The sequence below is a fragment of the Treponema rectale genome (assembly GCF_014202035.1).
GTDB lineage: Bacteria > Spirochaetota > Spirochaetia > Treponematales > Treponemataceae > Treponema_D > Treponema_D rectale.
This window is the reverse complement of the sequence record NZ_JACHFR010000002.1, coordinates 258,003-272,975: the sequence shown is the minus strand read 5'-3', so window position 1 is coordinate 272,975 and position 14,973 is coordinate 258,003. Positions and strand designations below refer to the sequence as shown.

Here is a 14,973-nt window from a genome sequence, read left to right as displayed (position 1 = left end):
TCGATTTGAACAAGTGTTAATGTTTATAATATAATTTATTTATGGAAGAAAATAACGTTAATGGCGAATCTCAGATTGAGAAAGAGGCAGATTCTGTATCGGAAAAAGATATAGATGTAAAGGTAGAGTTTAAGACGGATAAAGTTGATGAAACTGTTCCGTCTGAAGAGAAGGCTGCGGAAGTGCAGGAAGAAAAAGCTTTTGATAAGGAAGTAAAAAAGAAGAAACCGTTTTTACTTCGCTTGATTGGCGGTATTCTTAAAGTTGTCTGTGCCGTTGTTCTTATTCTGTTTATTGTGATGGCAGTTTGTGCCCTTCATAGAAAAAATGTCCTTGAGGTTATTCCGGAAGGCTTTACTGTTTATGTTCATATGGATTCTGTATGGGCTGCAGCAGAACCTATGGCAGATCTTGATGCGGCTGATTTATTCTTCAGTGATCCGGAATTTGCGGATTTACGTGAACCGTTTATGGAGTTCAGGAGTGCTGAATGGAGAAAAAATCCTGCACTTGGTTTTCTTGCTTCCCGCAGGGCTGATATTGCTCTTTATCCGAATGAAAAAAATGAATTTGATTTTCTTGCTGTCGTTGATTTAAGTTATCTTTCCATTGCTACCCGCCTTGCAAAACCGGCATTAAACTTTATTGAAATTGAGGGAATTACCTATAATTCAGAAACTGGATTTTTTGAATACCGTGATACTTCTTCACAGCCTGCTAAAGATGGAAATGCAGAAAAACCAGAAGACGTTATTTATATAAAACCTGTAAGAAACCTGGTTCTTGTTGCTCAGAAAGAAGAACTTCTTAAAAAGGCTGTCGGTACAAATAATAATAACTATTCTAAAGAAGAGCAGAAATTAATGACTTCAAAATCAAAGGATCCTATAAAGGTTCTTGTTGATTCAAGGAAGTTTGCAGACGGTGCGGTAAAAGACAGCCCGATGCTTTCACGTCTTTCTGCTGTAATTTCTGAAGATACCCTTACTGAAGTTTCTCTTTCAATTACAAATGACAATATAAAACTTAAGGCATCCCTTCCTCTGAAAAAAGAAAATGCAGACAGTGATTCCCTTGCAAAAATTATAGGAAGAAATTCTAAAGAACCAAAACTTTTGTCACACCTTACAGAAAACGTTCAGTATTATACGATTTTAAATGCAGGAACCTTTGCAGAATTAAAGGATGTTGCTTTCAGTTATATTCCTAAAGAACAGAAGGCAGATGAAGTTTGGGCTACAGGAAACAAATTATCAAGAACAGTATTCGGTCTTTCTATTGAAGAAATGATTTTCTCATGGACCGGCAGTGAATTTGCAGCCCTCGGTCTTGAAAATCAGAATGATCCGGTATTTGTTCTTAAGATTGATGATGAAAACCAGCGGGAACTTGTATTCAACAAATTTATTTCTTCAATTGTAATAGAAGAAGATTCAAGTTTGATTCTTGACGGAATGAGGATGCGCCGTATTATGCTTCCGGATTTCCTTCAGAACATTATCGCATTGTTTGATGTAAATATTCCTCGTCCATATTATATGGTAAAAGAAGGTTATATTTATTTCTCAGAGAATCCTGAAACTCTTGCAGGAATCAACGGTGCGGCAAAGAAAGAGCTTACGCTTGTTGATAGTGAAGTTTATAAATCTGTAGTCGGTTCAACCGGCAATAAGAATACAATTGACCTTTACTATAATCTTGAAAGAAGTGTTCCGTTCTTCCTTAGAAGCAATGCAGGACTTGCAAAAGTTCTCCAGCTTTATTCAAACGGAAGATTTACTCTGGGACTGCACGGAGATTATGTTGAAATTCAGATTGAAGCAGTTTCAAAACACATTATCGACATGCATTGTGTTCCGGGATTCCCGGTTCCGCTTGAAGGAAAAACAAACGGTATTCTTGAAAAGAGCGGTACTTCTATTTTCTGGATTGAAAATGACCGTGTCATAAAAGCAATGGGAGTTCCGAGTACAAAGGTTTATACAAAGGAATGCGATTACAAAACTTATATAAAAGCTGGAAGTGAAGTTTTAAATAAAAACGGATGTCTGTGGACTTTGACAGAAAAAGGAGAACTTAATCTTCTGGATAATAAACTTAAATCTATGCCGAATTTCCCTATCGCTCTTGATGAAAGACCTTCGGCTCCACTTTCATGTACAAAAGAAAAGGCTGTCATTCCTACAGAAAACGGCAATTTAATTTTTGTTGATAAAAAAGGAAATGTAACTTCCCGTACACTTTCACTTTCCGGTTCAGTAAAATCAGCACCGGCTGTTCTTGGAGATACGATTGCAGTTTATGATAAGAGTTTCTTAGGAAGCATTATTGTTCTGAACGAAAACTCTGCTGAAGAAAGCCGCCTTATGGTTTCTTCCATCGGTTATGAATCTCCGGCACTTATGAAGAAAGACAAGGATCTTTATGCAGCATTTGTTACTCAGAACGGTCAGGCCTTTATCTGGAAGAACGGTGCATCTGTAACGGGAACACCGGTAAAGCTCGACGGAATATTCTTTAAGAATTTTGTAACAGACGGAAAATATTTCTATGCGCTTTCTTATGGTTCAGTTCTTTATAGAGTTGGAACAGACGGTTCGGTTCTTTCTGTAAAGGTTCCGTGCGAATCAGCAAAAGACGGATTTATCAGTGCAGGAAAAAATATTTACGTTACGCCAGACTCTAATGTAATTCATGCATTTGATTCAAATCTTGAAATGGTTTACGGATATCCTCTTCTCGGATGGGGAAAACCTGCCTTTGCAGATGTTAACGGAGACAACAGGGAAGAATGTTTTGCCCTTACTGTAGATAAGAAACTGTATGCATGGAATTTGAAATAAGATTTTCTGAAATCATATAAAGTAAAAAAACGGAGGAAGTAAAATGAAAAAATTGTTTTTTTACGGGGCTATAGCTTTTGCTGCAATAATGTCATTCAGCTGCCGTTCTTTGCAGAAGGATATCATCATGTCTACTGACTCTCAGGTTCAGACAGAAGACGTTCTTCGCATAGAAAAAAAATTAATAAAGGCAGACAGTGAATCTATATGTAAGCTTGTTGATGCAAAAACTTTACAGTCAGACTGTAATTATATTCTTGCAGACATTCAGACTTCCATAGAAAAAGCCGGAATGAATAAAGCTCTTCTTGCACGACTTTATGCTCTTGAAGGAAGAACATATCTTATTGCCGGAAAAACTTCTAAAGCAAAAGATTTTTATAAGCTTTCTACTGCTTCATGTAAAGGCGATTCCCAGACAATAATTCTTGGAGTGCGTCTTGGAGAAATAAAAAATCTTAACAGTGAAGATCTTGTTGCCGGAAGTAATGAAAATGCACTTCTTATTCTTGAACGTGGAATACAGGCATACTTTGGAAAAAACTTTTCAGAGAGTGTTGTTTATTTTGATAAGGCATTTATGATGCTTCCGGAACATTATGCTGAGTACTACGGTCTTATTAAAAGTTCTGCATGGGAACTTCGCAGTGTTGAAGATGTTACTGATAATAAAAAAATTCAGGAACTGCTGCTGAAGAATCAGATTACGTTAAGTGAAATGCTTCTGATTACTCAGGATACTACAGATTTGTTTGATGCCTATACTTCCGGAAAAACTCTTTCAGAAAAAGAGCTGTATAAAGTTTTGAAAAAAGAAGGGATTTTCAGTCCGCGCTCTGTTTTAAATTCTGCACCTTATGAACTTCAGGAAGGCATAGACAGAAATCAGGTTATGACAAAAATTTTGTGTGCCCGGGTTTTGTGGAATATTTATGTATCACGTCAAAATGAAGGCTTTGATTCGGCAAAGTTTTCTAAGTTTTATAAGTCAGCCGGTTTTGGTTCTCCGATTTCGGATGTTGATGTGAACAGTGAAGATTTTGATGCCGTTCTTGGTTGTGTTGAGAATGAAATAATGGATCTTGAAGACGGAGATTCTTTTGAGCCTGAAACTACACCTTCCGGTGTTCAGATTAATAAGTGGGCTAAAGGAATAAAATAAAATAATGGGGATGACCAATAAGTTTACATCCTAGTGTATAGAACTAGATGATGAGTCATTGCCGTGCTCGACAGCTTGTCATTGCCGCACTTGATGCGGCAATCTCATGGAGAGGGATTTTCGGGTCGGGCCCGAAAATGACACTTTTTGAGCCCGAAAATGACATTTTTTGAACTTTTTGGACAGCCCCTTTTTTTAGAAGTTTTTATTTAGAAAAAAATAATTCCGCAGATTCCCAGTGGAATTAAGTAACAGGCAAACCATTCAAGCCGGCCTTTCTTTATAAGACGCATTAAAAATGCCAGTGCAAAAAATCCGCTGGCAAATGCTGTAATACATCCGGCAGCAACAGGAACTACTCCAACAGATTCCTTTACATTTCCTAAATCTTTTGCTTCAAGGATAAAAGCTCCAAGGATGGCAGGTATGGAAATTATAAAAGAAAATTCTCCTGCAGAAACCCGGTCAACTTTACTGTACAAGGCACCTGCAATGGAAGAACCGCTTCTTGAAATTCCCGGAAGTGTACCGATACCCTGGGCAAATCCTATGATTAAAGACTGAATCCAGGATGGCACATCTGTTTTACTATTGATGTGTTTTTCTACGTAAGCAGAAGTTATAAGAAGCACTGCTGTTATGATAAAACCGGCGCAGATGAGTTTAATAGAAACAGAATCTGAATCTAAAAGTTTTGATGTAAATATTCCGATGATTCCGGTTACGAGAGTTGCAAGAATTACAGCAAGAATCATTTTTCTGTTTTTCATTTCGTTTTCTGCAAGGACAGTGTCTTCAGAATTTATTTTTCTGAAAGTAATAAGTCTGAAAAAAGTGCATAACAGATTCCATATTTTTTTTCTGAAAAATAAAATTACAGAACAAAGTGTTGCAAGATGAAGCAGGACATCAAAAAGAAGAGGAACTTCTTTTAATCCAAAAAGATGCTGAGCAAGTTTAAGATGTCCTGAGGATGAAACAGGCAGAAATTCTGCGATTCCCTGAATAAAACCTAAAATAATTCCTTGTAAGACCGACATTTTTTTCTCCGTTTATCAGACTATAAGATTTTAAGAAAAGTTGGAATTCATTTAATTGAATCACCTAAAAAATTTCCGTGTATTGATGAAAAAAGTTATGATAGTCGGTATAATCTACAGCAGTGGAGTTAAACATGAACGAATCAGAAGAAATTTTAAATTTATTGCGTGACAATGGACGTATTTCAGTTGAAGACATTTCTGCCATGACAAAAAGATCCGTGGAAGAAGTCAGCGCCATTATTCAGAAGCTTGAAAATGACGGCGTAATCATGAAGTACGCGGCGATAATTAATCCGGAAAAAGATTTGAGCGCAAAAGAAATGGTTCGTGCAGAAATTGAAATTCAGGTTACTCCTGAGCGTGAGCATGGTTTTGATGGAATTGCTGACCGTATATACAGATTCCCGCAGGTAAAATCTTTGTACCTGATGAGCGGCGGTTATGATTTTAAGGTCATAATCGAAGGAGATACTCTTCAGGAAGTAGCTGACTTTGTTGCCCGTAAATTATCAACTCTTGAGGGCGTAAGAGCTACAAAGACCTGTTTTATTCTTAAGACATATAAAGAAAACGACATCGTTTATGTAGAAACTGATTGCGATCGTCGTGAAGGAGCTATGGCATGAATACTCGTGAAGACAGATTGAGTACGACAATACAGAAAATTCCTCCAAGTGGAATTCGTAAATTTTTTGAAATGCTTATCGGACATGATGATGTAATTTCTCTGTCTGTTGGTGAACCGGATTTTCCGACGCCATGGTGCATGAGGGAAGAAGCTTTCTATCATCTTGAAAAAGGACATACAAGCTATACAAGTAACTGGGGTCTTCTTGAACTTCGTGAAGAAATTGCAAAGTACATGAACCGTTATGGAATGGATTATAATCCTGTAAATGAAATTCTTATAACTGTAGGTGCAAGTGAAGGTGTAGATGCTGTTCTCCGTGCCGTTCTTAATGAAGGGGATGAAATTCTTGTAAGTCAGCCTTGTTACGTAAACTATACTCCTCTTGCAGAGTTGTGTCATGCAAAGGTTGTTCCGGTAGATTCAAGCAAAAATAATTTTTATCCTACAGCAGAACAGATTGAATCTCTTGTTACTCCAAAAACAAAAGCCCTTATGATTTGTTCTCCAAATAATCCTACGGGAACAATGATTCCTAAAGAAGAACTGGCAAAAATTGCAGAAGTATGTAAGAAACATCAGATCTGGGTTATCAGTGATGAGATTTACTGTGAGCTTGCTTATGAAGATGCAGAACATGTGAGCATAGGTTCATTTGACGGAATGAAAGATTACACCATTGTACTTAATGGATTTTCAAAATCTTTTGCAATGACGGGATGGCGTATCGGATATATTGCAGCTCCTGCAGAAATTCTTGCACAGATTGTTAAACTTCATGGATACAATACTATTTGTGCTCCTATATTCAGTCAGTATGCAGCTCTTGAAGGACTTCGCCACGGATGGAAAGATGTAGAAAAAATGCGCATCAGTTATCAGCAGCGAAGAAACCTCATGGTAAAGGCATTTAATGACATGGGACTTCCTGTTCCTGAGCCAAAGGGTGCTTTTTATATGTTCCCGGATATTTCTTCAACTGGTATGACCAGTGAAGAGTTTGCCACTAAACTTTTCCAGCAGCATAATGTTGCGGTTGTTCCGGGCAGTGTGTTTGGTCTTGGCGGAGAAGGACATATACGTGTCTGCTATGCAACGAGTATAGAAAAGATAAAAGTCGCCCTGGACAGGATAAAGCAGTTTGTTCAGGAAAACAGAAAGTAGAAAATTCAAAAAATTCAATTTTTTATGGATTATTGCCGATACTAAATAAGTATACCAGACGATAATTTACAAAAATTTGAGGTTTATTGAAAAATGACTTATCTTATAGCCGGAGTAGTTGTAATTTCTCTTATAGCTGTGCTTATGCTTATATTCGGAAAAAAAGGCGGAGGAATGTCTGCCGGTGGTTCTGGAGAACATAAGAATCAGGCACAGATAATTCGTCTGGCAAATAAAAAACTTGCAAAGGATCCCTATGATCCGGAAGGGCTTTTTCCTATAGGAGACATTTATTTTTCAAAACAGTTATGGGATAAGGCATTTCCTGTTTATATGCAGCTTTCAAAACTTCCACGGGAAAAACTTACGGAAGAAGAATATTTTCTAGTTCTTTTAAGATGCGGAATCTGTGCCGTTCATCAGAATAAGTTTCAGGAAGCAGTTATGTCTCTGTCTGAAGCTTATAAACTTAATTCCCGTAATTTTGAAGTTAATTATTATCTTGGTCTTGCATGTTTTAAAAGCCAGCAGTATGAAAAGGCAATTCCCTGTTTTAAAAAAGCCCTTATTGCAAAGTCAGATGCGGAAGGTGTTTACTTCTATTTAGGACAGGCGCTTTATTTTACAAAAAAGTATCGTGACAGCCTTCCTTGTTTTAAGAAAGCTCTTGATGAAGATCCTTCCAATAAAGAAGCTCTTTATGATATGGCAGATGCTATGACAGAAGAAGGACATGGCGAAAAAGCTATAAAGGTTTTTATGCACTTAAGGCCGGATCCTGTTTATGGTTCAAAGTCTTGTCTTCATGCAGGTGTTTATCACAGAAAAGTTGGTGATAGCGAAACGGCAATTCAGGATTTTGAAATCGGTCTTAAACATGAGAATGCCCTTCCGGAAATAAAACTTGAAATTGAATATAATCTTGCTCAGGTTTATTTTGAAAAGAATCAGGTTGCAAAAGGTCTTACTCTTTTAAAAACAATACGAAATGTTAATTCAAATTATAAAGACGTAAATGCACTTATCAGCCGTTATCAGGAATTAAGTCAGAACTCTAACCTTCAGATTTATCTTAGTGCAGGAAGCAGTGATTTCGTAACCTTGTGCCGTAAGTTTATTGCTGCACGCTATAAGAATGCCCTCGTTAAAATTCAGGATATAAATGTCGGACCAGTGTTTACGGATATAGTTGCGGATGTTTCTACACTTAAATGGAGTAACGTAGAAGTTTATCGTTTCTTCAGGACTTCAGGTTCTACAGGAGAACTTTATGTACGTGAATTCCATGGTCACATTCAGGATATAAAAGCAGACCGTGGATTTTGTGTAAGTGCCGGAACTTTTACAGAAGAAGGCCGTAAGTATACGGAAGGCCGCCCTATTGATCTTATAGAAAAATCAGAACTCGTTAAAGTTTTAAAAGTTATTTCGATTTAATTATGTCATTTTAATTATGTCATTCTGAACTTGATTCAGAATCTTTATGTCATTCCGACTGCTGCGTCACGACCGCATGTCAGCTGACGGTCGTGTGTTTCAGACCAAATTTCATTCTGTTATTTCTTCCTGAGGAAAGAAGTATTTATTCAGGAATGCATCTACCGTTGACCAGTATTTTTCTGAATCAGTAAAGACTGATCTTGCATGAACGGCTTCTGGAATTTCAAGAAGCTTTTTTTCACAGGCAGCGGCATCGTAACAGCGCTGTAAGTTGTCTGGCGGAACAAAATCATCCTTAAGACCATGAATAAAAAGTATAGGCGTTCTGGATTTTTTTAAGGCTTCAAGACAGTCTACGTCTTTTAAACTGAAGTTGTATTTTGATTTTATAAATGAATCTGCCATGTTCATTAATGGAAAGGCCGGCAGATTATATTCAATTTTGAGTCTGTAACATAACTGATCCCATGCAGAAGCGTAGCCGCAGTCTTCTACGGCACAAAGTATGTTTTGCGGAAGTTCAAGTCCTGTTGTAAGCATTACTGTAGTTCCGCCCATAGAAATACCCCAAAGGGCAATGCGTGCTTCAGGATCGTTTTGGGTTATATAGGAACACCATTCTTTTATATCGTATTTGCAGAAATATCCCATATCAATAAAGTCTCCGTCACTCCAGCCGTGACCTCTCATTCCCGGGACAAGTACGTTAAACTTATTCTGATAAAAATGTTCTGCGTATGAAGAAATATTTTTTGGTTTTGATTTCCAGCCGTGAACAGTTATTATATAGTTGTGGCATTCATCTTTCTGTTTTGCAAGATAAGCATTTAACTTAAGACCGTCAAAGCTCTGTGTTGAACATTTTATGGAATTTTCTTTAAGCCAGGCGTAGGAAGCGTTAAAAGAATTGTAAGCTGCTGTCTCGACAGTATCAGAAGGATCCGGCGCAGGTTTTTCCGGCTGCCCGATATAGTAATCTGAGTCAGGTGCATCATTCGGGTGAACAGGTGAAAGGGCTTCTTTTAAAAGATAATTTGCAGCAAGGAATAATGAAAGGATTATGATTAAAAAAAATGAAATTACAGGTATAAAAATTTTAAGTGACTTTTTCATACCTGTAATTATAACACTGTTTTAGAATTGATTCATCATGTTTACCATTTCAATTGCACCGAGAGCGCAGTCATAGCCTTTGTTTCCGGCTTTTGTACCTGCTCTTTCGATAGCCTGCTGAATGGTATCAGTTGTAAGGATACCGAACATTACCGGCATCTTTTCGTTAAGGCCAACCTGTGCAACTCCTTTAGAAACTTCTGCACATACATAATCATAGTGGCTTGTTGAACCGCGGATTACTGCACCAAGACAGATAAGGGCATCGTATTTTTTTGTTTCTGCCATTTTCTGTGCTGCAACAGGAATTTCAAAACTTCCCGGAACCCAGCAGAGATCAATGTTTTCTTCCGGAACATCATGACGTAAGAGAGCGTCTCTTGCTCCTTCAATAAGTTTTGATACGATAAATTCATTGAAGCGGGCTGCAACAATTCCGATTTTGATTTTGCTTCCGTCTTTTTTAGAAGCAATCATTTTTCCTTCAATAATGTTCATAAAATCCTCCGTTTTTAAACATTTGTTAATATGTGTCCCATGCGGACAGCTTTAGTTTTTAAGTAAAATTTATCCTGAGCACGAACCGGCATCTGTATCGGAACCCGTTCAGTTATTTCAAGACCACATTCTTTACTGTTAAGTCCGTAGATTTTTTTAGGATTGTTTGTCATAAGCTTAAGCCTGCTTATTCCCAGATCTCTTAAAATCTGAATTCCGCAGTTGTAGTCCCGGGCATCTTCCGGAAGACCTAAAGCCAGATTTGCATCAACAGTATCCATTCCTTCATCCTGAAGTGCGTAAGCTTTTATTTTATTTAAAAGTCCAATACCACGTCCTTCCTGACGAAGATAGACAAGAACACCTCTGCCTTCCTGAGCTATGTGTTTCATTGCTGATTCAAACTGATCTCCGCAGTCACATTTTAATGAACCGAAAGCATCTCCTGTAAGACATTCACTGTGTACGCGGCAAAGAACAGGCTTACCGTCAGAAACATCTCCCATAACAAGGGCTGCATGTTCTGCTCCTGTGATTAAATCTTTGTAACCGTACATTTTAAACTGGCCGTACTTTGTCGGAAGATTTGCGCAGGCAGCACGTTCCACTATTTTTTCATGACTCTTTCTGTAAGTGATAAGATCTGCAATAGAAATGAGTTTCATATTCCATTTTTTAGCAAGTTCCCTAAGTTCAGGAAGGCGTGCCATGTGTCCGTCATCACTCATAATTTCACAGCAGAGACCTGCTTCTTCCAGACCTGCAAGCCGACATAAATCAACAGTTGCTTCTGTATGACCGTTGCGCTCAAAAGTTCCCTTTGGTTTTGCAATAAGCGGAAACATATGTCCCGGTCTTCTAAAATCTTCAGGTTTTGATTCTGGATTAACAAGAGCAAGGGCTGTTGCAGAACGGTCGAATGCACTTATACCTGTTGAAGTAGAAACATGATCAACAGAAATTGTAAATGCAGTTTCATGATTGTCCGTATTGTTAGAAGTCATTGGAACAAATTCATACTTACGTGCAAGTTCAAGACTGAGAGGCATGCAGATAAGACCTTTTGCATAAGAAGCCATGAAGTTTACGTTTTCTGGAGTTGCATATCTTGCTGCAACAATAAGGTCGCCTTCATTTTCTCTGTTTTCGTCATCGGTAACCATAATGATTTTACCGTTACGGAGATCTTCCAGAGCTTCTTCTATTTTGTTAAAAGTTTCTTCCATAAATAAACTCCTTTGAATCTGTTTATCAGTGATAGCTGGGAAAGTTTGAATAAAATTCTTCAGGAATTTTTTCTTCATTCTTTCCTGTATCGGATTTAAAATTTAAGAAGTGTTCGATGTATTTTCCTACAACATCACACTCAATATTTACTACAGCACCGGCATTTTTTTTACACAGGGTTGTGTTTTCCCAGGTGTGGGGAATTACTGCTATGCTGAATATATACCGGCTGTTTTCTTTAGAAACTGAAGCTACCGTAAGACTGATTCCGTCGATTGCAACAGAACCTTTTTCTATAATGTATCGGCCAAGCTTTTCATCAACAGAAAAAAATACATTTACGGCATTATCTTCTTTTACTGAATTTAAAAGTTTTCCGGTACCGTCAATGTGACCGCTTACTATGTGTCCTCCAAAGCGACCGTCTGCTTTCATTGCCCGTTCAAGGTTTACAGGACTTCCTGCAGAAAGTGCACCTAGTGAAGTTCTTCTGAAAGTTTCAGGAGTAACATCAGCACAGAAAGATGAATCAGAAATATTTGTTACAGTAAGACATACTCCGTTTACAGCTACGCTTTCTCCTAAAGAAAGTTCTTTTGCAAAGGAACAGTTTAATTCAAGAACAAGAGAAGATCCGTTCTGAGTTATTTGAGATACGCTTCCTTTTTCTTCTATAATTCCCGTGAACATTTAAACCTCATATTTTAAAAGAATGTCGTCATCAAAAAATTCTATTTCCGGTTTTTTTAGTGTCAGGGCATCTTTAGCAAGCTCAACTCCCAGACCTCTTACCGGATTAAAAATACTAGTTCCGTCATTACCAAAAAATTTTGGTGCAAGGTAAACATGTATTTCATTTACAAGAGGATTTTTTTTCTGGAATAAAAACGATGCGTTTAAAAAACCTCCGCTTTCTACAAGAATACTGTCTATTCCCCGCTCACCTAAAAGTACAAGCAGTTTTTCTAAATCTATTTTGCCTTCGCAGCTTTCAATCTGAATAAATTCAACTCCCAGATTTTTTAATTCAGTCATGCGTTCTGATTCTTCAGAAGAAAGATTTTCTGCGCATACATCTATAACAGGAATTTCTTTTGCAGTGCGGACAAGGGCGCTGTCTTTTTTTAACTGCACTGAGGAATCTAAAACTATGCGTACAGGGTTAAAATGTTTTTTTCCGTCTTCAAGGCGGCAGTTCAGCATGGGATTGTCTGCAAGGGCTGTCTGAATTCCTGTAAGAACTGCAGAAACATTTGCCCGTGTTTTATGAACGTTTGTCCTTGAGGAATTTCCGCTTATCCATTTGCTGTCTTTTGTATAGGTTGCAGTCTGACCGTCTAAAGTCATGGCGTATTTTAAAATAACGTATGGTGTTTTGTATTTTATATAATGAAAGAAAATTTTATTTATTGAATCACATTCTTCTTTTAGAAAATCCTGAATAACTTCTATTCCGGCGTCTTTTAAAATCTGAACGCCTTTACCGTTAACAAGAGGATTAGGATCTCTGCTTCCTATGTAAACTTTTTTTATCTTTGCATCGATAATTGCCTGAGTGCATGGCGGCTGTTTTCCGTGATGACAGCAGGGTTCCAGCGTTACAAAAAGTTCAGCACCTTCTACAGAAATATTCTGTTCGGCAGCATTTTTTAATGCATCCCGTTCTGCATGAAGATTGCCATAGTTATGATGATATCCTTCTGCAAGAATTTTATTATCGCGTACAATAACTGCTCCCACCATCGGATTAGGATGAACAAAACCTTCTCCCTGTAAAGCAAGTTTAATTGCACGGCGCATAAAGTCTTTTTCAGAATAGTTTGATATCGAACTTTTCATGTTTTAATATTACTTCATTTTATACAATTTATTCAATAGACTTTTTTTCTCATGTATCTTGAAAATAATAATTATGGGATTATAATAGAGTAACTACTGTTAATAAGCAGTAGAAAGCTTTAAAGGAGACATAAATGAAAAAATTTGGTTTGGTTCTTGTTGCAATGGTTGCAGCTCTTTCACTTGGCAGCTGCAGTAAGAAAGATTCTGGAAGCTCGTCATCTGTTGATATGACTGGAAAGGTTTTCGAATTAAAAGAAGGATTCACAACAACAACAGTTACTTTTGTTGATGGCAAAAACCTTGAGATTAAATCAGGTTTCCAGAAAATGGAATTTCCTTATACTGTAAGCGGAAACGTAATTAAAGTTAAGGCTGATGGTCAGGATGGTAAATTCGTATACGAAGACGGAAAACTCATTGATAAAACAAATGCAGATGAAGAAGTAGTTTTCACAGAAGTAAAATCAGATAAAGATGATAAAAAAGCTTCGTCAAAAAAAGCATCTGACGATGACGAAGATGATGATGACGATGATGACTACGATGAAGATGATTTAGCTGAAGGTATGAAGAATGCAATTCGTGGTGCTCTTCAGGATGAATTAGACGATTACGACTTTGATTTCTAATTTGTAAATCATAAACATTTTTCTTACTAAAGGAGTTTCCTTGTAAAAGGAGACTCCTTTTTTTTGTTTAAAAGTAAAAATAATCTTGATAGACATTTTTTTACATGCTACTTTAAGTAGAGGATAATATGAAAAAGATAATATTTTTTATGACTGTTTTTGCATGTGTTTTTTCTCTGGTGAGCTGCGGTAAGAAAAAAACTCAGAAGAAGGCTTCTGGAGAACGTGAACTCAGTACTGTAGAAAAAAAATATGAAGGAAAGCTTACTCCTCCAGAGTATGATGAGGGCGTCTTTGATCTTGGTGATGAAGAAGTGGATGATTTTGGATTCGATAAATCTGAATTTGAATATATCGAATAATTAGATTAATTGACATTATAAAATTTATACTAAATAATTAATTATCGTGAAAAAAGTAGTATTTTTAGTTTTGTTTACACCACTTATTTTTCTGTCTTGTATCGGTAAAAAAACAGAATTACAGAAAGATATGTGTGTAACGGTTGATGATTTTTCAGTGGACTGGTTAAAAGGTTCGTGGGAAGCAACAATTTCAGAAACTAAAGGAATATATCAGATAAACAGAAACTTTACCGTTAATGTAAAATCAGAGGATGAAGTAGAAATCCTTCGTGCTTCAGGTTCAAAAGAGCTTACTGATATGGACGGTTTAAGAGATGAAGTTTTCTACTATTATGTTTCAGATATTCCGGGAACGGAAGATATAGCAAAGCTTACTTTTGACGGTCTGACGATTGAAGGAGACGGTCGTTTGTATTTGAATGGAAAAAGAGATAAGGTTTCTTCTGGAATTAAAATTATAGAATTGGATGGCCGTACTGAAACCTACTATTTTACTATGGTAAAAAAACAGTAATTTTAATAAATAAATATTTCATCTAGGAGGATGATATGAAAAAATTGATGGCAGTTCTTGCAGGTCTGCTTCTGGTTTCAGCAATGACATTTGCTGATAAGGTAATTAAAGCTGATGACATGAATTCAAAATGGGCTGTAGGAAAATGGGATCTTGAAATTTCAATGAATGATGGAACAACTTCAGAAACAGAACATGCTGTTGTAGACATCACAGGAAAAAAAGATTCTTCAAAAGTTCTTCTTACTGCAGATGAAGAAGAAGAAGAGATGACTCTTGAAGAGCTTAAAGATCTTATGTTTAACCAGCTTCCGGGACAGATTCCATTAACTGATGATATTATTGAACAGGCTTCTAATTATGGAATCACTATTGAAGGTGATACTTCATGGCGTCTTTCAGACAATAAGAAAAAGTTATATTTTGGAATAAAGATTGTTTCTGCAGACGGTGAAATGGAAGCTTCAATGATCTTTACAAAACAGGAGTAGTTAACTTTTACAGT

At 37.0% G+C, this 14,973-nt stretch carries 15 protein-coding genes; 9 read left to right on the top strand and 6 right to left on the bottom strand.

Annotated elements, in window-relative coordinates; genetic code table 11:
- Positions 1-41 precede the first annotated feature (41 nt).
- Positions 42-2,843: a PQQ-binding-like beta-propeller repeat protein gene (locus HNP77_RS05860; protein WP_184652242.1), complete on the top strand. Its 2,802-nt coding sequence runs from the start codon at positions 42-44 to the stop codon at positions 2,841-2,843.
- 43 nt (positions 2,844-2,886) lie between these two features.
- The gene (locus HNP77_RS05855) at positions 2,887-4,005 is read left to right on the top strand and encodes a hypothetical protein (protein WP_184652241.1); all 1,119 of its coding nucleotides are present in this window, start codon (positions 2,887-2,889) and stop codon (positions 4,003-4,005) included.
- 209 nt (positions 4,006-4,214) lie between these two features.
- On the opposite strand, the gene HNP77_RS05850 is transcribed toward HNP77_RS05855, so the two are convergent.
- A complete protein-coding gene (locus HNP77_RS05850) occupies positions 4,215-5,045 on the bottom strand; it encodes an undecaprenyl-diphosphate phosphatase (RefSeq protein WP_184652240.1) in 831 nt (276 codons plus the stop codon).
- Positions 5,046-5,179: 134 nt separating this feature from the next.
- Here HNP77_RS05850 and HNP77_RS05845 point away from each other — a divergent pair, with 134 nt between their 5' ends.
- From HNP77_RS05845 to HNP77_RS05835, 3 genes are all read left to right on the top strand, one after another.
- On the top strand, positions 5,180-5,674 hold the full coding sequence (locus HNP77_RS05845) for an Lrp/AsnC family transcriptional regulator (RefSeq protein ID WP_184652239.1): 495 nt from the start codon (positions 5,180-5,182) through the stop codon (positions 5,672-5,674).
- Positions 5,671-6,840, top strand: coding sequence for a pyridoxal phosphate-dependent aminotransferase (locus HNP77_RS05840; protein ID WP_184652238.1), 1,170 nt, complete (start codon positions 5,671-5,673; stop codon positions 6,838-6,840). Before HNP77_RS05845 ends, HNP77_RS05840 begins: the two co-directional genes overlap by 4 nt.
- 93 nt (positions 6,841-6,933) lie before the next feature.
- A complete protein-coding gene (locus tag HNP77_RS05835) occupies positions 6,934-8,277 on the top strand; it encodes a tetratricopeptide repeat protein (RefSeq protein ID WP_184652237.1) in 1,344 nt (447 codons plus the stop codon).
- Positions 8,278-8,388: 111 nt separating this feature from the next.
- Here HNP77_RS05835 and HNP77_RS05830 read toward each other — a convergent pair whose 3' ends face one another.
- From HNP77_RS05830 to ribD, 5 genes are read right to left on the bottom strand one after another with little or no spacing between them, the layout of a single operon-like run.
- Entirely contained in the window at positions 8,389-9,393 is a 1,005-nt protein-coding gene (locus HNP77_RS05830; protein ID WP_184652236.1) for an alpha/beta hydrolase, read from the bottom strand.
- Positions 9,394-9,414: 21 nt separating this feature from the next.
- Positions 9,415-9,891 carry a 6,7-dimethyl-8-ribityllumazine synthase gene (ribH, locus tag HNP77_RS05825; RefSeq protein ID WP_184652235.1) on the bottom strand — a complete coding sequence of 159 codons (477 nt, stop codon included), beginning with the start codon at positions 9,889-9,891 and terminating at the stop codon, positions 9,415-9,417.
- 14 nt (positions 9,892-9,905) lie between these two features.
- Positions 9,906-11,117, bottom strand: coding sequence for a bifunctional 3,4-dihydroxy-2-butanone-4-phosphate synthase/GTP cyclohydrolase II (locus HNP77_RS05820; protein WP_184652234.1), 1,212 nt, complete (start codon positions 11,115-11,117; stop codon positions 9,906-9,908).
- A gap of 25 nt (positions 11,118-11,142) precedes the next feature.
- Positions 11,143-11,808: a riboflavin synthase gene (locus HNP77_RS05815; protein ID WP_184652233.1), complete on the bottom strand. Its 666-nt coding sequence runs from the start codon at positions 11,806-11,808 to the stop codon at positions 11,143-11,145.
- On the bottom strand, positions 11,809-12,957 hold the full coding sequence (gene ribD / locus HNP77_RS05810; RefSeq protein WP_184652232.1) for a bifunctional diaminohydroxyphosphoribosylaminopyrimidine deaminase/5-amino-6-(5-phosphoribosylamino)uracil reductase RibD: 1,149 nt from the start codon (positions 12,955-12,957) through the stop codon (positions 11,809-11,811). It abuts the gene before it with no gap.
- A gap of 134 nt (positions 12,958-13,091) precedes the next feature.
- Between ribD and HNP77_RS05805 the strand changes: the two genes are divergently transcribed.
- The 4 genes from HNP77_RS05805 (at position 13,092) to HNP77_RS05790 (ending at position 14,959) form a co-directional block, all read left to right on the top strand.
- Complete coding sequence (locus HNP77_RS05805; protein ID WP_184652231.1) at positions 13,092-13,589, top strand: hypothetical protein; 498 nt, start codon at positions 13,092-13,094, stop codon at positions 13,587-13,589.
- A 128-nt stretch (positions 13,590-13,717) separates the two neighbouring features.
- A complete protein-coding gene (locus HNP77_RS05800; protein WP_184652230.1) occupies positions 13,718-13,951 on the top strand; it encodes a hypothetical protein in 234 nt (77 codons plus the stop codon).
- 46 nt (positions 13,952-13,997) lie between these two features.
- The gene (locus HNP77_RS05795) at positions 13,998-14,468 is read left to right on the top strand and encodes a hypothetical protein (RefSeq protein WP_184652229.1); all 471 of its coding nucleotides are present in this window, start codon (positions 13,998-14,000) and stop codon (positions 14,466-14,468) included.
- Between the two features lie 35 nt (positions 14,469-14,503).
- On the top strand, positions 14,504-14,959 hold the full coding sequence (locus HNP77_RS05790; RefSeq protein WP_184652228.1) for a hypothetical protein: 456 nt from the start codon (positions 14,504-14,506) through the stop codon (positions 14,957-14,959).
- Positions 14,960-14,973: the final 14 nt, after the last annotated feature.

What these genes read in the sequence shown, in the direction of transcription:
- HNP77_RS05820 (WP_184652234.1), bottom strand. Translation starts at nt 11,117, where the DNA reads ATGGAAGAAACTTTTAACAAAATAGAAGAAGCTCTGGAAGATCTCCGT.
- HNP77_RS05840 (WP_184652238.1), top strand. Translation starts at nt 5,671, where the DNA reads ATGAATACTCGTGAAGACAGATTGAGTACGACAATACAGAAAATTCCT.
- HNP77_RS05815 (WP_184652233.1), bottom strand. Translation starts at nt 11,808, where the DNA reads ATGTTCACGGGAATTATAGAAGAAAAAGGAAGCGTATCTCAAATAACT.
- HNP77_RS05790 (WP_184652228.1), top strand. Translation starts at nt 14,504, where the DNA reads ATGAAAAAATTGATGGCAGTTCTTGCAGGTCTGCTTCTGGTTTCAGCA.
- HNP77_RS05830 (WP_184652236.1), bottom strand. Translation starts at nt 9,393, where the DNA reads ATGAAAAAGTCACTTAAAATTTTTATACCTGTAATTTCATTTTTTTTA.
- ribD (WP_184652232.1), bottom strand. Translation starts at nt 12,957, where the DNA reads ATGAAAAGTTCGATATCAAACTATTCTGAAAAAGACTTTATGCGCCGT.
- HNP77_RS05800 (WP_184652230.1), top strand. Translation starts at nt 13,718, where the DNA reads ATGAAAAAGATAATATTTTTTATGACTGTTTTTGCATGTGTTTTTTCT.
- HNP77_RS05855 (WP_184652241.1), top strand. Translation starts at nt 2,887, where the DNA reads ATGAAAAAATTGTTTTTTTACGGGGCTATAGCTTTTGCTGCAATAATG.
- HNP77_RS05850 (WP_184652240.1), bottom strand. Translation starts at nt 5,045, where the DNA reads ATGTCGGTCTTACAAGGAATTATTTTAGGTTTTATTCAGGGAATCGCA.
- HNP77_RS05835 (WP_184652237.1), top strand. Translation starts at nt 6,934, where the DNA reads ATGACTTATCTTATAGCCGGAGTAGTTGTAATTTCTCTTATAGCTGTG.
- HNP77_RS05845 (WP_184652239.1), top strand. Translation starts at nt 5,180, where the DNA reads ATGAACGAATCAGAAGAAATTTTAAATTTATTGCGTGACAATGGACGT.
- ribH (WP_184652235.1), bottom strand. Translation starts at nt 9,891, where the DNA reads ATGAACATTATTGAAGGAAAAATGATTGCTTCTAAAAAAGACGGAAGC.
- HNP77_RS05860 (WP_184652242.1), top strand. Translation starts at nt 42, where the DNA reads ATGGAAGAAAATAACGTTAATGGCGAATCTCAGATTGAGAAAGAGGCA.
- HNP77_RS05805 (WP_184652231.1), top strand. Translation starts at nt 13,092, where the DNA reads ATGAAAAAATTTGGTTTGGTTCTTGTTGCAATGGTTGCAGCTCTTTCA.